Annotated in this window: 16 protein-coding genes; 8 read left to right on the forward strand and 8 right to left on the reverse strand. The window is 69.3% G+C overall.

From position 1 onward, the window contains the following. The first annotated feature begins 44 nt into the window (after positions 1 to 44). The gene (locus V6V89_RS13500) at positions 45 to 542 is read left to right on the forward strand and encodes a hypothetical protein (protein WP_334619418.1); all 498 of its coding nucleotides are present in this window, start codon (positions 45 to 47) and stop codon (positions 540 to 542) included. Here the strand turns inward: V6V89_RS13500 and mmsB are convergent. From mmsB to V6V89_RS13540, 8 genes are all read right to left on the reverse strand, one after another. Further along, on the reverse strand, positions 539 to 1,786 hold the full coding sequence (gene mmsB, locus V6V89_RS13505; RefSeq protein WP_334619419.1) for a multiple monosaccharide ABC transporter permease: 1,248 nt from the start codon (positions 1,784 to 1,786) through the stop codon (positions 539 to 541). The genes V6V89_RS13500 and mmsB overlap by 4 nt on opposite strands. Further along, positions 1,783 to 3,321, reverse strand: coding sequence for a multiple monosaccharide ABC transporter ATP-binding protein (gene mmsA, locus V6V89_RS13510; protein WP_334619420.1), 1,539 nt, complete (start codon positions 3,319 to 3,321; stop codon positions 1,783 to 1,785). The genes mmsB and mmsA overlap by 4 nt, the downstream gene beginning before the upstream one ends. Positions 3,322 to 3,391: 70 nt before the next feature. Continuing rightward, on the reverse strand, positions 3,392 to 4,531 hold the full coding sequence (chvE, locus tag V6V89_RS13515) for a multiple monosaccharide ABC transporter substrate-binding protein (protein ID WP_334619421.1): 1,140 nt from the start codon (positions 4,529 to 4,531) through the stop codon (positions 3,392 to 3,394). 162 nt (positions 4,532 to 4,693) lie between these two features. Further along, the gene (locus V6V89_RS13520; protein ID WP_334619422.1) at positions 4,694 to 5,359 is read right to left on the reverse strand and encodes an L-ribulose-5-phosphate 4-epimerase; all 666 of its coding nucleotides are present in this window, start codon (positions 5,357 to 5,359) and stop codon (positions 4,694 to 4,696) included. Beyond that, entirely contained in the window at positions 5,356 to 7,008 is a 1,653-nt protein-coding gene (gene araB, locus V6V89_RS13525; protein WP_334619423.1) for a ribulokinase, read from the reverse strand. The genes V6V89_RS13520 and araB overlap by 4 nt, the downstream gene beginning before the upstream one ends. Positions 7,009 to 7,040: 32 nt before the next feature. Then, the gene (locus tag V6V89_RS13530; protein ID WP_334619424.1) at positions 7,041 to 8,090 is read right to left on the reverse strand and encodes a LacI family DNA-binding transcriptional regulator; all 1,050 of its coding nucleotides are present in this window, start codon (positions 8,088 to 8,090) and stop codon (positions 7,041 to 7,043) included. A 1,062-nt stretch (positions 8,091 to 9,152) separates the two neighbouring features. Continuing rightward, on the reverse strand, positions 9,153 to 9,779 hold the full coding sequence (gene leuE, locus V6V89_RS13535) for a leucine efflux protein LeuE (RefSeq protein ID WP_334619425.1): 627 nt from the start codon (positions 9,777 to 9,779) through the stop codon (positions 9,153 to 9,155). A 10-nt stretch (positions 9,780 to 9,789) separates the two neighbouring features. After that, complete coding sequence (locus V6V89_RS13540; protein WP_334619426.1) at positions 9,790 to 11,034, reverse strand: bifunctional pyridoxamine 5'-phosphate oxidase family protein/GNAT family N-acetyltransferase; 1,245 nt, start codon at positions 11,032 to 11,034, stop codon at positions 9,790 to 9,792. 35 nt (positions 11,035 to 11,069) lie between these two features. On the opposite strand from V6V89_RS13540, the gene V6V89_RS13545 reads away from it, so the two are divergent. The 7 genes from V6V89_RS13545 (at position 11,070) to V6V89_RS13575 (ending at position 17,885) form a co-directional block, all read left to right on the forward strand. Beyond that, a complete protein-coding gene (locus V6V89_RS13545) occupies positions 11,070 to 12,395 on the forward strand; it encodes an aminotransferase class I/II-fold pyridoxal phosphate-dependent enzyme (protein ID WP_334619462.1) in 1,326 nt (441 codons plus the stop codon). 18 nt (positions 12,396 to 12,413) lie between these two features. Beyond that, on the forward strand, positions 12,414 to 13,067 hold the full coding sequence (locus V6V89_RS13550) for a UdgX family uracil-DNA binding protein (RefSeq protein ID WP_334619427.1): 654 nt from the start codon (positions 12,414 to 12,416) through the stop codon (positions 13,065 to 13,067). A 4-nt stretch (positions 13,068 to 13,071) separates the two neighbouring features. Next, positions 13,072 to 14,214, forward strand: a complete 1,143-nt coding sequence (locus tag V6V89_RS13555; protein WP_334619428.1) for an acyl-CoA dehydrogenase family protein — start codon at positions 13,072 to 13,074, stop codon at positions 14,212 to 14,214. Next, complete coding sequence (locus tag V6V89_RS13560; RefSeq protein WP_334619429.1) at positions 14,211 to 15,440, forward strand: MFS transporter; 1,230 nt, start codon at positions 14,211 to 14,213, stop codon at positions 15,438 to 15,440. The genes V6V89_RS13555 and V6V89_RS13560 overlap by 4 nt, the downstream gene beginning before the upstream one ends. Before the next feature lie 2 nt (positions 15,441 to 15,442). Then, positions 15,443 to 15,643 carry a DUF3046 domain-containing protein gene (locus tag V6V89_RS13565; RefSeq protein ID WP_334619430.1) on the forward strand — a complete coding sequence of 67 codons (201 nt, stop codon included), beginning with the start codon at positions 15,443 to 15,445 and terminating at the stop codon, positions 15,641 to 15,643. 377 nt (positions 15,644 to 16,020) lie between these two features. Further along, positions 16,021 to 17,067 (forward strand): recombinase RecA, encoded by a 1,047-nt coding sequence (gene recA, locus V6V89_RS13570; protein ID WP_334619431.1) that lies wholly within the window; start codon positions 16,021 to 16,023, stop codon positions 17,065 to 17,067. A 14-nt stretch (positions 17,068 to 17,081) separates the two neighbouring features. Next, positions 17,082 to 17,885: a regulatory protein RecX gene (locus V6V89_RS13575; RefSeq protein ID WP_334619432.1), complete on the forward strand. Its 804-nt coding sequence runs from the start codon at positions 17,082 to 17,084 to the stop codon at positions 17,883 to 17,885. The last annotated feature ends 39 nt before the right edge of the window (positions 17,886 to 17,924 follow it).

A 17,924-nucleotide genomic window follows, 5' to 3' on the forward strand; every position in this document is an offset into this window, starting at 1 on the left:
GCCTCGGAGAGACTCCCGTCATGCGTAAATTGATCATTGGGATCGTGTCTTTGCTGGCTGTGCTCGTGGCGGCCGACCCCGCCCGGGCGGCGACCCGCGGCGGTTGGGTGCCGGCACCGTCCTCGCCCTGGGAAGTGCCCGCCGGTGCCCGGTGTGACTTCCCGGTGCGCGCCGAACCGGTGGTCGACGAGGTGCGGACCCGGGTGTTCGAGCGTTACCCGGACGGTTCCACGAAGCGCGAGGCCTATGTGGGCGACCTCGTGCTGAAGGTGACTAACGCCGCGAGCGGTGCGTCCGTCGAGGTGGACCTGAGCGGCAACGCCATGGTCGAGTACGCCCCCGGCGGCACCCTCGTCACCAACTCCGTGTGGTACGTCGTCGGGCCGGCGCTGTTCGGGTTCCGCGAGGGCGGCGGTAACCGCCCCCGCGGCATCTACGTCTTCGACGGTCTCTACACCATCGCCTTCGACGCTACGTCGTACAAGACCGTGACGATGTACCACGGCACCGAGCGCGAGCTCTGCGCCGAACTGTCCGGCTAGCGGGTCGCGCCGGCGCGGCGCTTGTTGTAGATGTCGAACGCGACGGCGATCAGCAGCACGAGGCCCTTCACGACCGACTGTGTCGACTGGTCGACGCCCATGAGCTGCATGCCGTTGCTCATGACCGCCATGATGAGGCCGCCGACCACGGCACCAACCACCCTGCCGACGCCGCCCGAGACGGCCGCGCCGCCGATGAAGGCGGCCGCGATGGCGTCGAGCTCGAACATGTTGCCGGCCGCGGGCTGTGCGCCGTTCGCTCGCGAGGAGTAGATGACGCCGGCGACACCGGCCAGGAAGCCCATGTTGACGAAGATCCAGAAGTTGACCTTCTTGACCTTGACGCCGGACAGCAGCGCCGCCGACAGGTTGCCGCCGATCGCGTAGACCTGGCGGCCGAAGACAGTGCGCTGGGTCACGAGCCCGTACGCGAGCACGAGCACCGCGAGGATGATCAGCACGATCGGCAGGCCGCGCGCGTGGGCCAGCTGCCAGGCGAAGTACATGACGACGGCGCCGACCGCCAGCACCTTGGTGACGAACAGCGGGAACGACTCGACCGGCTGCTGGTAGCGGATGCGCGCCAGCCGGGTCCGGAAGCCGAACACCGCGTAGCCGCCGACCGCGACGGCCGCGATGAGCAGCGTGAACGCGTCGTAGCCCTGCCCACCGAGCAGGCCATTGAGGAACCCGTTCGCCACCTTCTGGTACTCGGACGGGAACGGCGAGAGCGAGATGTTGTCGAGCACCTGGAGCGTGAGCCCGCGGAACAGGAGCATGCCGGCCAGGGTCACGATGAACGCCGGGATCCCGACATACGCCACCCAGAAGCCGTGCCACGCGCCGACCGCTACGCCGACCGCCAGCGCCGCCACCATGCCGGCCCACCACGGGTAGTCCTGCTGGATGACGAGCACGGCCGAGACCGCGCCGGTGAGCGCGACCACCGAGCCCACGGACAGGTCGATGTGGCCGGCGATGATCACGATCACCATGCCGATCGCGAGCACCAGGATGTAGGAGTACTGCAGGACGATGTTGGTGATGTTGCCCGGACTCAGCAACACGCCGTCCGTCAGGACAGCGAACAGCGCGATGATGGCGATGAAAGCGACGTAGATGCCGCTCTGGCGCAGGTTACGCATGATCAGCGTACGAGGGTCGCTGATCCCGGTGTGCAACGCCGCGGCAGGGGCGCTCTCCGACGCGGTCTCCTCCGCCGCCGTTGGTTTGGTGCTTGTCATGCGGCGAGCTCCTTCTCCTTCGTCATGAGCGCCATGAGGTTTTCCTGCGTGGCTTCGGCCACCGGCAGTTCGCCGGTGATGCGGCCGGCAGAGAGCGTGTAGATGCGGTCACAGATGCCGAGCAGCTCGGGCAGCTCGGAAGAGATGACGACGACGGCCTTGCCGTCCGCCACCAGCCTGTTGATGATCGTGTAGATCTCGTACTTGGCGCCGACGTCGATGCCGCGGGTGGGCTCGTCGAGGATCAGCACGTCCGGGTCGGTGAGCAGCCACTTCGACAGCACGACCTTCTGCTGGTTGCCGCCGGAGAGCTGACCCACGACCGACATGACGGTCGGCGTCTTGATGTTCATGTCGCGGCGCTTCTGCTCGGCTACCTTGATCTCCTCGTTGCCGTTGACCCACCCGGCGCGGGAGAGCTTACCGAGGGCGGCGGCGGAGATGTTACGGGCGACGTCCGCGATCAGGTTGAGCCCGTACCGCTTGCGGTCCTCCGTCGCGTACGCGATGCCGTTGTCGATCGCCTCCGCCACGTTGCGGGCCTTGATCTCCTTGCCGTGCATGTAGAGCCGGCCGGAGATGTCGCGGCCGTACGAGCGGCCGAACACGCTCATCGCGAGCTCGGTGCGGCCCGCGCCCATCAGCCCGGCGATGCCGACCACCTCGCCGGCGCGCACGTTGAGATTGGCGCCCTCGACGACATTGCGGTCCTGTACGGGATGCCGGACCGTCCAGCCTTCGATCCGGAGCACCTCTTCGCCCGGCGACGAGACGCGGTCGGGGTAGAAGCTCTCCAGGTCGCGGCCCACCATGCCGCGGATGATCCGTTCCTGCGTCACGTCTCCGGCGCGCACGTCGAGTGTCTCGACCGTCTTGCCGTCGCGGATGACCGTGGTGGAGTCGGCGATCGCGGTGATCTCGTTGAGCTTGTGCGAGATCATGATGCAGGTGATGCCGCGCTCCTTCAGCTTGCGCAGCAGGCCGAGCAGGTGCGCCGAGTCGATGTCGTTGAGGGCGGCGGTCGGCTCGTCCAGGATCAGCAGGCGCACCTCTTTCGACAGCGCCTTGGCGATCTCGACGAGCTGCTGCTTGCCGACGCCGAGCTGGATCACCGGCGTGACCGGGTTTTCACCCAGGCCGACCGACTCCAGCAGCTTGCCGGCCTCGGCGTTCGTGCGGTGCCAGTCGATGAGCGTGCTGGCCCCGCGGCGCTCGTTGCCGAGGAAGATGTTTTCCGCGATCGACAGGTACGGCACCAGGGCCAGCTCCTGGTGGATGATCACGATGCCGACGTGCTCGCTGTCGCGGATGCCGCTGAAGTGCACCGGCTGGCCGTCGAAGATGATCTCGCCGTCGTAGCTGCCCGTCGGGTACACCCCGGACAGCACCTTCATGAGCGTGGACTTGCCAGCCCCGTTTTCGCCGCAGATGGCGTGGATCTCACCCCGCCGGACGGTGATGGAGACGTCCTGCAGCGCCGTGACACCGGGAAACCTCTTGGTGATCCCGCGCATCTCGAGAATGGCGTCGTCCATGATTCTCCTTGTTGCGTTGAAAGAGGATCGGGCCCGGGGTGGCCAGCACCACCGAGCCCGATCCCCGGTCTTACTTGGCCTGACCGGCGGCGACTTCCTCAGCGGTGTAGTAGCCGGAGTCGATCAATTCCTTCTTGATGTTGTCCTTGTACACGGTCACGACCGGCAGCAGGTACGACGGAACGACCTTGACGCCATTGTCGTACGTCTTGGTGTCGTTCGCGGTCGGAGTCTTGTCCTGCAGGAACGCCTCGGCCGCGGTCACGGCCTGCTCGGCGAGCAGGCGGGTGTCCTTGAAGATCGTCGAGTTCTGGACCCCGTCGTTGATCAGCTTGACCGACGCGATCTCGGCGTCCTGGCCAGTGACCGGCGGCATCGGGTTGGCGGCCGAACCGTAGCCGGCGTTCTGCAGCGCGGTGATGATGCCGCGGGAGAGGCCGTCGTACGGCGACAGGACGCCCTGGACCTTGCTGCCATCGTTGTAGCTCTTGGTCAGCAGGTCTTCCATGCGCTTCTGCGCCGTCTCCTGCTGCCAGCGCAGGATCGCCACCTGCTCGATCTTCGTCTGGCCCGACTTGACCTTCAGAGTGCCGGCTTCCAGGAACGGCTTGAGGGTGTCCATCGCGCCGCTGAAGAAGAAGTGCGCGTTGTTGTCGTCCAGCGAGCCGGCGAAGAGCTCGACGTTGAACGGCCCGGTCGCCGTGCCCTTCGAGCCGTCGGCCTTGAGCAGGCCGAGGCCCGTCAGCAGCGCGTTGGCCTGGGCGACGCCCACCTTGTAGTTGTCGAAGCTGACGTAGAAGTCGACGTTCTTGCTGTCGCGGATCAGCCGGTCGTAGGCGATGACCGGGATCTTCTTGTCGGCCGCCGCCTGCAGCTGGCTGCTCAGCGCCGTGCCGTCGATCGCCGCGATGACCAGGACGTCGGCGCCCTGGGTGATCATCTGGTCAACCTGCTGGGACTGGGTGGGGATGTCATCGTTCGCGTACTGCAGGTCGACCTTGTACCCCTTCGCCGTCAGCTTCTCCTTCACGGAGTTTCCGTCGGCGATCCATCGCTCGGAGGTCTGTGTCGGCATCGACACACCAATGGTCAAATCGGCAGGCTTGTCTCCGCTGGTGCTGGAGTCAGTGCCCGCTCCTTCGCCGCCGCAGGCCGCCAGGCTGAGCGCCAGCGCGACGCCGCCAAGAGCGACCAAGATCTTTCTGCTCACAGGCTTTCCTCTCTCAGGAACCGGTGTCATTGCCTGACGCTCAGGTGACACCAGATGGACAGCGTTAACGTTCACATCTGTTCCGTCAAGGTCCAGGATGGGCATCACAGTGTCACGTTCTTGTAACACGCCCATGATCCTTAGGACCGGGATAGATGTGGCTCAGCGCTGCCCGTAGACGTTCTGGTACCGGTCGTACAACTTGTCGACGTCTGAGTGCGCGATCGGGATCAGAGGCCCCAAGGAGCGCGCGATGTGCACGGTGCGTGCGACATCTTCACACATCACCGCGGCCTTCACGGCCGCCTTCGCGCTCTTGCCGATCGTGAAGACGCCGTGGTTCTGCATCAGGACGGCGGGGGAACGGTGGCCGCTGAGCGTAGAGACGATGCCCTTGCCGATGTCGTCGTTGCCGATCAGAGCGAACGGGCCCACCGGGATCTCGCCACCGAACTCGTCGGCCATCGCGGTCAGCACACACGGGATCGCCTCGCCGCGCGCCGACCACGCCGACGCGTACGTCGAGTGCGTGTGCACGACGCCGCCGACCTCCGGCATGGCGCGGTACACGTACGCGTGCGCCGCCGTGTCGCTCGACGGCGACAGGTCACCCTCGACCAGCTTGCCGTCGAGGTCGCAGACCACCATCGACTCGGGCGTCAGGTCGTCGTACGAGACGCCGCTCGGCTTGATCACGAACAGGTCTTCGCCCGGCACCCGGGCCGAGACGTTGCCCGCCGTCCACACCACGAGACCCCAGCGGATCAGCTCGTGGTGCAGCCCGACGAGTTCTGCCCGCAGCTTGTCGACGCTGTGGGTTGCTTTCATGCGTGTGCCTCGTTCCGGATCCTGCGCAGGCGGTGCAGCACGTCGTTCGTACCACGCCCGAAGTAGTCGTGCAGCTGGCGGTACTCCTCGTAGAGCGCGTCGTAGGCCTTCGCGCGCTCGTCGTCGGGCTCGTAGACCCGCCGCTGCACGCGGCCCATGGCAGCGGCGGCGGCCGGCACGTCGGGGTAGGCGCCCGCGGCCACCGCGGCGTGTATCGCGGAACCCAGCGCCGGGCCCTGCTCGGAGTCGATGACCGAGAGGGGACGGCCGGTGACATCCGCGTACATCTGCATGAGGAAGCGGTTCTTCAACAGGCCACCGGCCACCACGAGCTCCCGCACGGGCACGCCGGAGCCCTCGAACGCGTCGACGATGGTGCGGGTGCCGAACGCGGTCGCCTCCAGCAGCGCCCGGTACACCTCTTCCGGCTTCGTGGCGATCGTCAGGCCGACGATCACGCCGGACAGCTCGTGGTCGACCAGCACCGAACGGTTGCCGTTGTGCCAGTCCAGCGCCACGAGGCCGTGCTGGCCGACCCGCTGCTCGGCGGCCAGATCACTCAGATACGCGTGCGGGCTGACGCCTCGACGGGCGGCTTCGTCGCGGTACTCGGCCGGCAGCGACGAGTCGACGAACCAGGCGAAGATGTCGCCGACGCCGCTCTGACCCGCCTCGTACCCCCAGCTGCCCTCCACGATGCCGCCCTCGACGACGCCGCACATACCGGGCACCTCGGCGAGGGTCGTGCCGTTCATGACGTGGCAGGTCGACGTACCCATGATCATGACCATCTGACCCGGCTCGATCGCCCGCGCGGCGGGCGCGGTCACGTGCGCGTCCACATTGCCCACCGCGACCGCGATGCCCTCGGTCAGGCCGGTCCACTCCGCGGCCTGCGCGGTCAGCCCGCCGGCGCGGGCGCCGAGCGGCAGCAGCGGAAAGTCGATCTTCTCGACGAAGTCGGCGAAGCCGGGGTTCAACGCGGCCAGATACTCCCGGTTCGGGTACTGGCCGTCCTGGCGGATGCCCTTGTAACCGGCGGTGCAGACATTGCGGGTCTCTGAGCCGCAGAGCTGCCAGATGATCCAGTCCGCGGCCTCGATCCACCGCTCGGCGCGCGCGTAGACCTCCGGATCCTCCTCCAGCATCTGGAGGCCCTTGGCGAACTGCCACTCCGAGGAGATCTTGCCGCCGTACCGATTGATCCACGGCTCGCCACGCTCGTGAGCGAGCGCGTTGATGCGGTCCGCCTGGCCCTGGGCGGCGTGGTGCTTCCACAGCTTCGGGTAGGCGTGCGGGCGGCCTTGGTACTCGGGCAACCAGCACAGCGGCGTGCCGTCGCTTTGTGCGGGAAGCACCGTGCATGCCGTGAAGTCGGTGGCGATGCCGATGACGTCTGCCGGATCGATGCCCGCGGCGGCCACCGCCGCGGGCACAGCCGTCCGGAGAACGTCGATGTAGTCCTCGGGGTCCTGGAGCGCCCAGTCGGGCGGTAGCGCCTCGCCGGTGGCGGGCAGCACGCGGTCGATGACCGCGTGCTTGTACTCGTGGACGGCGGTGCCGACCTCGGTGCCGTCGTCGACCCGGACCACGAGGGCCCGTCCCGACAGGGTCCCGTAGTCGACACCTACGACATACCGGTCACTCATGGGGTGGTTGTGTCCTTCGTGGGTTGGTGTACTTACTCAGGGGATGCTGTGCTGTCGCGGATCACGAACTGGGGCGGTATCACGAGGCGGCGGCGGGTGCGGGGCGCGCCCTCGACCTGCTCCAGCAGCAGTTCCAGGCTGCGCCGGCCCACCTCACCGAACTCCTGCCTCAACGTGGTCAGCGGCGGAGAGAAGAACTCGGCTTCCGGGATGTCGTCGAACCCGACGAGGCTCATCTGGCGCGGCACGGAGATCCCCGCCTCGCCGAGGGCGCGCAGGGCACCGATCGCCATCTGGTCGTTGGCGACGAACAGCGCCGTCACATTTCGGGTTCTCTCTTCGAGCAACTGCTTGGCTGCCGCGTAGCCCGAGCGCGGGCTCCAGTCACCCCGCACCACCTCGGGCACCTCGCGGCCTTCGGCGACCAGCATTTCGCGCCAGCCGCGCTCGCGCTCCTGCGCCTCGTACCAATCGGAGGGGCCGGCGATGTGGCCCACCGTACGGTGCCCGAGCGAGAGCAGGTGCCGGGTCGCCTCCGAGGCGCCGAGGTACTGGTCGACCGCGACCGTCGGCAGTGGACCCTTGCCACCCTCGACCGCTACGACGGGAACATCCTTGGGCACGTGCCGGAGCGCGGCAGTGGCCGCCACGTGCGGCGTGATGGCGATTATCCCTTCGACCGCTTGCGAGGTGAGCGCGTCGAACGCGTCTCGCAGCGTGCGCCGATCGAGGCCAGGCAGGCTCGCGATGCTGACCGAATAATCAACCTCGCGTGCGGCGCGCTCGATCGCCAGCAGCATCGACGCCGGCCCGTACAGCGTGGTGTCCACACTGATCACGCCGAGCGTGCGGCTGCGACCGGTGACGAGTGCGCGGGCAGCCACATTGGGGCGGTAGCCAAGCTCGCTCATCGCGGCAAGTACGCGCTGACGGGTGACCTGGCTCACGGTAGGCTGATCGTTGATGACCCGGGAAACCGTCATATGTGACACGCCGGCCAGGCGCGCGACGTCGACCATCCCGGGCGAGCGCCGAGGGGCTCTGGCGTTCGTCGGTGTGCCGTTGTCGGGCCGTTTCGCCATGCGTCTTTCGCCTGTTCTGTAGGGCTGTTCACGTTAACAAGCATGCTTCCGGGCACCATACTCCGTGTCAAGCCCGCGACGCACATTTCGCACCCCTCCGCCTCGCCCACTCTCCGCCCCGTTCCCTTCGGCCCCTTCCCTTCGACCCGTTCCCGCCCCTTCCCGCCCCTTCCCTTCGACCCGTTCCCGCCCCTTCCCGCCCCTTCCCTTAGACCCCTTCCCGCCGCTTCCGTCGATCAAGGGCAAACGCACGTGGTTCGATCTCTGATCTGCGTGCGTTTGCCCTTGATCCATGCGAATGCCCTTGATCGGCGTCGTGGACCGCAGCCCTGTTCCCCTACCGACGCGTGTGGTGCGTGAGCGTGATGAGGCGCGCGGTACGGGCTGAGTGGCTGGCCCTCCCGGGCGGCCGGCCGCCACGATCGCGGTGCGGCGGCTTGCCGCGCCGGCGGCGCCAGCGCCACGCGCCCGCTCTGCCCGGCTGCTGGCGTGCGTCCATCGGGGCCGTGGGCGGGTCGCGGTCGCGCACAGCGAGGCGCGCGTCCTTCGATCAAGGTGGTTCTCGTCGATCAAGGCCGAATGCACGTGGTTTGGAGATCGAACCGCGTGCGTTTGCCCTTGATCGACGTGCGCGGTGTCCGCGCGGCGCAGCCGCGCTCGCGGCGGGCAGCCTGCGCCGTATGGGCGCGTGCCCTGCCTGGCGGTGGCCGGGGTATGCGGTGGCGGAGCCGTCGATCAAGGTGGTTCTCGTCGATCAAGGCCGAATGCACGTGGTTTGGAGATCGAACCGCGTGCGTTTGCCCTTGATCGGCGGGCGCGGTGTCCGCGGCACGGCTGTGCCCGCGTCGGGTTGTGCCCGGCGCCCTGGCGCGGGGCGGGTCCAGCCGGCGCGACCGGGCGGGCGCCGCGAGGCCGGTGGCCGTCCGCCGATCAAGGGCATCCGCATGGATCAAGGACAAATGCACGCGGATCAGAGATCGAACCACGTGCATTTGTCCTTGATCGACGGGGGTGGGGTGGGCGGGTGGGGTGGGGCGGGCGGGTGCGGGCGGTGTGCCGTGGCTATGCCGTGGCTAGTTTTAGGCTGAAGGTTACGAAGAGGGCGCCTATCGCTGTGGTGGCGGTTTTGGCCAAGCGTTGGCGGCGGCGGAACTGGGACGCCAGGCGCGTGCCCGTGAAGATCAGCAGGGTCAGGTACAGGACGCTGCACACCTGCACGATCAAGCCGAGTACCAGGAACGACACCGCCGGATGCGGGTAGCCGGGCTCGACGAACTGGATGAAGAACGAGACGAAGAACAGGATTGCCTTCGGGTTGAGCAGGCTGATCACCAGCGATCGACGGAAGGGGCGCGGCGTCACTGGTTCCGAAGGGGGCGCCGCGACGGCCGACCTGCGCCGCCACGCCGACCGCACCATTGTCAGGCCCACGTAGCCCAGGTAGGCCGCGCCCGCGTACTTGATCGCGAGGAACAGGGGTGGGTACGCGTTCAGCAGTGACGCGACGCCGGCCGCGGACAGCACCATCAGGACCGAGTCGCCGAGGAAGACGCCTGCCGCCGCGCGGTATCCGGCGCGGACGCCGAGCCGGGCCGCGGTGGCGAGCACGAAGAGCGAGTTCGGCCCGGGCAGCAGCACGATCGCGACCGTGCCCAGCACGTAGGTCCAGATGTCGGTGATTCCCAGCACCTGGCCATGATCACGCGGCCGCCGCGCGCGAGCGAACCATTTCCCGCAGCCTGGCCTGTGCGCTTGGCCACTCGTTCGCGGTCATGGAGTACAGGACGGAGTCGCGCCACGAGCGGTCGGCGCGGCGGCGGTTGGCGCGCAGGACGCCTTCGCGGGTGGCGCCGAGGCGGGCGATGGCGGCTTGCGAGCGCTCGTTGCGGATGTCGGTCTGCCACGTGACACGGATGGCGTCGAGCGACTCGAACGCGTGGGTGAGCAGCAGCAGCTTGGCCTCGGTGTTGACGCCGGTGCGCCACCAGCGCCGCCCGAGGAACGTGCCGCCGATCTCCATCGTGCGGAAGCGCTCATCGGGAAAGTAGTACGAGGTGGTGCCGATGATCTCGCCGGTAACCGCGTCGCGCTGGACCCACGGCACGCGCTCGCCGCGCTGGTTTGCCCGCAGCGCCTCCGCCACGAACTCGGCGATCCCGTCGACGCTCTGGGGCTGCGGCTGGGTCAGGTATTGCCATACCGCAGGGTCCCGGGTCGCCGAGAAGAGACCATCCACATGGGACATGTCGAGCGGCTCCAGCACCACGTGCGAACCGTGCAGCGGCACAGGTGTCAGCCACGGGGAGCGGGGCGCGCGGAGATAGTCCGGGACCGGCGCGTGTACGCCGGCGTCGGGCTCGGGGATGCCGGGCACCAGGCGCAGCGGCACCACGCCGGCCCAGTGCGGCAGCGCGTAGTCCTCTTCTTCGTCGATGACGCCGCCGGCGCGCGCCTTGACTGACACCTCAGACAGGGGAAGGGCGAGCACGGCGACCTCGGCTAGCTCCTTGCGGTTGGGCGGGCGGCTGTCTGCGGCCCGGCCGCGGCCCACCTTTTCGACCAGGGCGTCCAGCGCGATGCGCTTTTCCGCCTCGTCGGCGACCAGACGGGCGGTGCCGTGCGCGACCACGGAGCGGTAGTTCGCGCTGTGGTGGGTGTGCGAGCGCGCGTACACGAGGCCGTCGAGGAGGGTCGCGGTGACGCAGATGGGCAGGCCGGCGTCGCCACGAGCGGCGAGCAGTGGGCGGCTGCCCGTGGAGCCGTGCAGGTACAGGGTTTCGCCGACGCGCACGTGCAGGGTCGGGAGCAGGCGCGGCTCACCGTCCACTGTGAACGCGAAGTGGCAGTGCACCGCCTCGTCGAGGATCGCGTGGGCGGTGGCCCGCTCGTAGCCCACCCTGCCCCGGTCGCGGTTGGCGGTCGTGCGGTGAGTCTGCTCGTACATCACGACGTCCTTTGTTATAGTACAAAACCGTGACTGTGCCAGTACATTATCAGGTCAGCGGAGCCACCGCCGTCGAGATTTCGGCCAGCGTGGAGGCCGGGGTGCGCGCCGGCGAACTGGGCGCGGGTGCGCCGCTGCCGGCCGTGCGGGCGCTCGCCCAGACGCTCGGCGTGAGCCCCGCAACGGTCGCAAAGGCGTACCAGGCGCTGCGTCAGCGCGGCGTGATCGAGACGGCCGGGCGCAACGGCACGCGGGTCCGGCACCGCCCGCCGGTCGCGGCCAGCCGCAGCGCGCGCCGCCCGCCGGTGCCGCCGGGCGTGCTCGACCTGTCGACCGGCGAGTCCGACCGCCGGCTGCTGCCGGCACTCGGACCGCATCTCGCCGCGCTCGCCGCCGAAAACGCCAGCCCCATCGGGTACGCCGACGCCGGTGTACTGCCGGAGTTCGCCGAGCGGGCACGGGAGCGGCTCGCGGCGGACGGCATCGAGGCGCCCGCCATCACCGCCACGAGTGGCGCGCTCGACGGCATCGACCGGCTGCTCGCCGCACACCTGCGCCCCGGTGACCCGGTCGCCGTCGAGGATCCCGGCTGGGCCAACGCCCTCGATCTGATAGCGGCTCTCGGGCTGCGCGCGGTACCAGTACCCGTTGATGATGACGGACCGACCGAGGGCGGGTTGCGGGCGGCGCTGGCCTCCGGCGCGAAGGCCGTGCTCGTCACGACGCGCGCGCAGAACCCGACGGGCGCCGCCGTGAGCGCGGACCGCGCGGCTGCCCTGCGCGCGGTGCTGCGCGCCCATCCCGACGTGCTGCTCGTGGAGGATGACCACGCCGGTGAGCTGGCCTCGGTACCGCTGCATTCGCTCGCTGGCGCGACGCGGACCTGGGCGTTCGTGCGTTCGGTCTCCAAGCCGTACGGCCCTGACCTGCGCGTGGCCGCGGTGGCGGGCGACGAGGCCACGGTGGCGCGCGTCGCCGGCCGCATGCGGACCGGCGCCGGCTGGGTCTCGACGCTGCTCCAGCACCTGGTCCTGCGCCTGTGGCAGGACCAGGAGGTGGCGGCGGCGGTCGCCGCCGCGGGCGAGAGCTACGACCGGCGGCGGGAGGGGTTGCGCGCCGCGCTCGGCGTGCGCGGTCGCACGGGCATCAACGTCTGGGTTCCGGTACCGGACGAGACGCGCGCCGTGACCACGCTGCGTGATTTGGGGTACGCCGTGGCGCCTGGCGCGCTGTACCGGCAGTCCTCGCCGCCGGCGGTGCGGATCACGGTGAGTCGACTCGCCGAGGCGGACATCGCGCCGCTGGCCACGGCCGTGGTGCGGGCAGCCGGTGGCGTCGGGTCCGGCATCTTCAGCGCGTGATGGGGTAAAAAGACGGGCATGGCCCAGACCGCTGTGGGTGCCCAGGAGTTCGTACCCGACACCAAGTCACTCGACAAGTTGAAAGCCGCCGCCCCCGGGTGTCGGGGCTGCGAGCTGTATCAGGACGCCACCCAGGTGGTGTTCGGCCGGGGTGACGCGCACGCCAAGGTGGTCTTCGTCGGCGAGCAGCCCGGCGATGTCGAGGATCAGAAGGGGCTGCCGTTCGTCGGGCCAGCCGGGCACCTGCTGCGCCGCGCGGTCGACGACGCTGGCATGGATCCGCGGCACATCTACATCACGAACGCGGTCAAGCACTTCCGGTTCGAGCTGCGGGGTAAGCGGCGAATCCACCAGACCCCGGATCGGGTGCACATCGAGGCGTGCCGGCCGTGGCTGGTCTCGGAGTTCGCGCTGCTGAAGCCGAAGGTCGTCGTGGTGCTGGGCGCGACCGCCGCCAAAGCGCTGCTCGGGCCGTCTTTCCGGGTGACCCAGTCGCGCGGGCAGGTGCTGCCGTGGCCCGACGCCGCCCAGCGCCCGCAGGACTTCCCGGTCGAGCCCGCCAAGCTCGTCGCGACCATCCACCCGTCGGCGGTGCTGCGGGCCGACGACCGCGACACCGCGTACAACGGCCTGGTGGCGGATCTCAAGGTGGCTGCGGGAGTGCTTGACTGAGGGTATGGAGCAGCATCTCTACGAGCCGATCCACGAGGAGTTCCGAGCGCTGTGCCGGGAGTTCCTGGCACGGGAGGCGGTGCCGCACCACGCCTCCTGGGAAGAGCAGGGCATCGTCGACCGCGAGGTCTGGCGCAAGGCAGGCGCCGCCGGGCTGCTCGGCATGGACGTCGACGAGGAGTACGGCGGTGGCGGGCAGCGCGATTTCCGGTTCAACGCGGTGCTGGTCGAGGAGATCGTCGCGTCGGGCTGTTCGGGGCTGGGCTTCGGCCTGCACAACGACGTCGTCGCGCCGTACCTGACCGAGCTGACCACGCCCGACCAGCGCAAGCGGTGGCTGCCCGGCTTCTGCTCCGGAGACCTCGTCACCGCGATCGCGATGAGCGAGCCGGGCGCCGGTTCCGACCTCGCCGGGGTGCGGACGTCGGCGGTGCGCGACGGTTCGTTCTATGTCTTGAATGGACAGAAAACCTTCATCACGAACGGCGACATGGCGGATCTGGTCGTGGTGGTCGCCAAGACGGCGGCGGACCAGGGTGCGCACGGCGTGAGCCTGATCGCGGTCGAGCGCGGCACGGCCGGGTTCACGCGCGGGCGCCGGCTGGCGAAGGTCGGCCAGAAGGCCAACGACACGGCCGAGCTCTTCTTCGACGACTGCCGGGTGCCGGCCGACAACCTCATCGGCACCGAAAACCACGGCTTCTATCACCTGATGGCCAACCTGCCCCGGGAACGGCTTGGCATCGCGGTAGCCGCGGTCGCCGCCGCCGAACGGCTGCTCGCCATCACGCTTGACTACGCGCGGTCGCGTGAGGCGTTCGGGCGGCCGATCGGGAAGTTCCAGCACAACCGGTTCGTGCTCGCCGAGCTCGACACCGAAATCACCATCGCGCGAACGTTTCTGAACCACTGCGTGAACGAGTTCAACGCGGGTCGACTGTCCGTAGTGGACGCCGCGAAAGCGAAGTGGTGGACCACCGAGCTACAGAACAGGGTCGCCGACCGGTGCGTGCAACTGCACGGCGGATACGGGTACATGCTGGAGTACCCGGTGGCGAAGGCGTGGCTCAACAGCCGGGTGCAGACCATCTACGGCGGCACCACGGAAATCATGAAGGAGATCATCGGCCGTAGTCTCGGCCTGTGAACGTCGCTCTTATTCAACGCCGGACGCTGGCGCTGCTGTGTGGCACGCAGGTCATCGGCGGCATGGGTGTCGCCATCGGGCTGTCCGTGGGGGCGCTGCTCGCCGCCCGGATGGCCGGCACCGGGCTGTCCGGGGTGGCGCAGAGCGCGGCGGTCGTCGGTGGCGCCCTGATGGCCGTGCCGGCGACCCGCGTCATGTCGGTGTGGGGAAGGCGGGCGGGGCTCGCGCTCGCGTACCTCGTCGGCGGGCTGGGCAGCGTGCTGATCGTCGTGGCGGCCGCCACCGGGTGGGTGCCGCTGCTCTTCGTGGGCATGATGCTCTTCGGCAGCGGCACGACGGCCAACCTCCAGGCCCGGTACGCCGCGGTGGATCTCGCCGTGCCGGAGCGCCGGGCGCGGGACTTGTCGCTGGTGGTGTGGGCGACCACCGTGGGCGCGGTGGCGGCGCCGAACTTCGCCTCGCTCGCCGACGACGCGACGTCGGGATTCGGATTGCCGGTGCTGTCGGGGCCGTTCGCGTTCAGCGCCGTCGCGTTCGCGCTGGCTGCCGTGATTCTGCTCGTGTTTCTGCGGCCTGATCCGCTCCTGACGGCGCGACAGCTCTCCGAGGTAACTGCCGTTCCCCGGCGCTCGTTCCGGCCCGCTCTGCGAGCCATCGCCGGGCTGCCCGCTGCCCGGCTCGGCATGGCGGCCGCCGCGGTCGGGCACGTGGTCATGGTCGGGGTGATGTCGATGACCCCGGTGCACCTGGGGACGTTCCACAGCGACGCCGACGTGCTGCGCGTCGTCGGGATCGTGCTCAGCCTGCACATCGCCGGCATGTACGCGTTGTCGCCGGTGGTCGGGCTGCTCACCGACCGGCTCGGCCGGCGGCAGGTCATCCTCGGTGGGGTCGGGGTGCTGCTCGTGGCGTGCGCGCTGGCCGGGACTGCGGGGCACAGCACGGTGCGGCTGTCGGTGGGGCTGTTCCTGGTGGGGCTGGGCTGGTCGTGCACGATGGTGGCCGGCTCGACGCTGCTGTCAGAGTCGGTGCCCGACGAGGTGCGCCCGGCCGCCCAGGGCCTCTCCGACATGGTGATGGGGCTGGCCGGAGCGTCGGCCGGCGCGCTGGCCGGGTTCCTTGTGGAGCTGAGCGGGTATGCGACGCTGAACCTGCTCGCGGCGATCGCGACGGTGCCGCTGGTCGCGCTAGCGTTGCGACCGACGGTCTTGGTGAAGGGAACGTAGGGGTGCGGCTGACCGACTTCTGGACGCGGCTCGAGCAGGCGTTCGGGCCGGGGTATGCGACGAGCATGGCGTCTGACCAGGTGCTGCCGCAGTTGGACGGCCGGACCATCCAGCAGGCGCTCGACGCGGGCGTCGCCACCGTGGTGGTGTGGCGGGCGGTCGTGGCCGCGTATCCGGACCGGGTGCCCGCTCGGCTGCATTAGCGTCATGCGCCGCCTCCCGCAGCCGGCCCGGAGTCGAGGGAGCTGTGAGGGCGCGCCGCCCGCAGCCGCCTCCAAGCGGAGGGAGCGTAGCGACTGGCGGCTACAGGGCGGCCTTCGGCGCCCGAACCGCCCTCGCGGAGCGAGGGCCAGAATCGAAGCGACCGAGCGGAGGGTCGGCTACAGGGAGGCGGCGCCAGTTGGTACGTGTTGGTACTTGCATCGTACACATGTTCGGCTATTGTCCACACCTGGGCGCTTGTCCACAGGCCACGGCCGGTCGGCTGTTTTCTGTCAGACCCAGCGCCTAGCGTGTCCGCGTGACGAGAAGCTCTTCGGCGAAGACGACCGCTAAGACGGCGAATCTAGGGGTGGCGGCAATGGCGGCAGGACCTGACAAGGAGAAGGCGCTAGACCTTGCTCTCGCGCAGATCGACAAGCAGTTCGGCAAGGGCTCGGTGATGCGGCTGGGCGAGCGCCCGGTCATCCAGACCGCGGTCATCCCGACCGGCTCGATCGCGCTCGACGTCGCGCTGGGCGTCGGCGGCCTGCCGCGTGGCCGCGTGGTCGAGATTTATGGACCAGAGTCGTCCGGTAAGACGACGGTGGCGCTGCACGCGGTGGCCAGCGCCCAACGGGCCGGCGGCATCGCGGCGTTCATCGACGCCGAGCACGCGCTCGACCCCGACTACGCCAAGGCGCTCGGCGTAGACACCGACTCGCTGCTGGTTTCCCAGCCCGACACGGGTGAGCAGGCGCTCGAGATCGCCGACATGCTGGTCCGGTCCGGCGCGCTCGACGTGATCGTCATCGACTCGGTGGCGGCGCTCGTGCCGCGCGCCGAGATCGAGGGCGAGATGGGCGATAGCCACGTGGGTCTCCAGGCGCGGCTCATGAGCCAGGCGCTCCGCAAGATCACCGGTATCCTCAACAACTCCGGCACGACCGCGATCTTCATTAACCAGCTCCGCGAGAAGATCGGCGTCATGTTCGGCTCGCCGGAGACCACCACGGGTGGCCGGGCGCTGAAGTTCTACGCCTCGGTCCGGCTCGACGTGCGGCGCATCGAGAGCCTGAAGGACGGCACCGACGTGGTCGGTAACCGCACCCGGGTCAAGGTCGTCAAGAACAAGGTGGCCGCGCCGTTCAAGCAGGCCGAGTTCGACATCATGTACGGCAAGGGCATCTCCCGCGAGGGCTCGCTCATCGACGTCGGCGTCGAGCAGAGCATCATCCGCAAGTCCGGCGCCTGGTACACGTACGACGGTGACCAGCTCGGCCAGGGCAAGGAGAAGGCGCGCGAGTTCCTGAAGGAAAACCCCGACGTGGCCGCCGAGATCGAGAAGAAGATCCTGGAGAAGCTCGGCGTCGGGCAGGGCGCGGGCGACGAGGCCGGTGGGCCGGAGCTGCCGCCGGTCGACTTCTGACCTGAGCGGTTCATATGGCCGGACGACGGCGCGGAGCGCGCTCGGGGCGGGGCTGGGATGCCGCGCCGCCCCGAGCTACATCCGCGTCTACTGGAACTGGCGGGCGCTCTCGTCGGGGGCGGGCGCGCACTGACGCCGACGGCGGCGCCGTCTCCGCCGACGAGTGGGAGTGGCCCGAGGGCGCGGCGCCCGCTGATCCCGAGTCGGATCGCGCCGCCTCTGGGCAGGGCGGTTTCCCGGCGCGTGGGCAGGGCGGTTTCCCGGCGCGCGGCGGTGGAGGCGACGAGCAGCCACGCGACGAGGCTGAGGTGGCGCGGGAGATCTGCCTGCGCCAGCTCGCCGTGCGGCCGCGCACCCGCGCCGAGCTCGCCAAAGCGCTCGTCAAGCGCGGCATCTCCGACGAGACCGCCGCGGAGGTGCTCGACCGGTACGACGAGGTCGGCATGATCGACGACGCGGCGTTCGCGCGGGCGTGGGTATCGAGCCGCCACCACGGTCGTGGCTTGGCGCGCCGGGCACTGGCCAACGAGCTGCGCCAGCGCGGCGTCGCCGGCGACACCGTCAGCGAGGCCCTCGACGACCTCGACGACGACACCGAGGCGGCCACCGCGCGGGCGTTGGTAGATCGCAAGCTGCGCGTGACGACCGGCTCGCCCGAGTCGGTGTACCGGCGTCTGGTCGGCATGCTGGCGCGCAAGGGATACCCGGCCGGGCTGGCATACCGCGTGGTCAAGGACGCATTGGCGGCTCAGAGCGCCGAGGCGGCCGAGTTCGCCGACGGCGTCGACCCCGACGCCTTGGCCGACCAGGAGACCTGACCCGCCCCCACCGACCATGGGGCCGCTGGGCCTGACAGC

This window comes from Micromonospora sp. CPCC 206061, assembly GCF_036906915.1.
Lineage (GTDB): Bacteria > Actinomycetota > Actinomycetes > Mycobacteriales > Micromonosporaceae > Phytohabitans.

Excerpts from the sequence above, each read along its gene's own strand:
- mmsB (WP_334619419.1), bottom strand. The coding sequence starts at position 1,786 with ATGACAAGCACCAAACCAACGGCGGCGGAGGAGACCGCGTCGGAGAGC.
- mmsA (WP_334619420.1), bottom strand. The coding sequence starts at position 3,321 with ATGGACGACGCCATTCTCGAGATGCGCGGGATCACCAAGAGGTTTCCC.
- V6V89_RS13520 (WP_334619422.1), bottom strand. The coding sequence starts at position 5,359 with ATGAAAGCAACCCACAGCGTCGACAAGCTGCGGGCAGAACTCGTCGGG.
- araB (WP_334619423.1), bottom strand. The coding sequence starts at position 7,008 with ATGAGTGACCGGTATGTCGTAGGTGTCGACTACGGGACCCTGTCGGGA.
- V6V89_RS13530 (WP_334619424.1), bottom strand. The coding sequence starts at position 8,090 with ATGGCGAAACGGCCCGACAACGGCACACCGACGAACGCCAGAGCCCCT.
- V6V89_RS13540 (WP_334619426.1), bottom strand. The coding sequence starts at position 11,034 with ATGTACGAGCAGACTCACCGCACGACCGCCAACCGCGACCGGGGCAGG.
- V6V89_RS13550 (WP_334619427.1), top strand. The coding sequence starts at position 12,414 with ATGGCCCAGACCGCTGTGGGTGCCCAGGAGTTCGTACCCGACACCAAG.
- V6V89_RS13555 (WP_334619428.1), top strand. The coding sequence starts at position 13,072 with ATGGAGCAGCATCTCTACGAGCCGATCCACGAGGAGTTCCGAGCGCTG.
- recA (WP_334619431.1), top strand. The coding sequence starts at position 16,021 with ATGGCGGCAGGACCTGACAAGGAGAAGGCGCTAGACCTTGCTCTCGCG.
- V6V89_RS13575 (WP_334619432.1), top strand. The coding sequence starts at position 17,082 with ATGGCCGGACGACGGCGCGGAGCGCGCTCGGGGCGGGGCTGGGATGCC.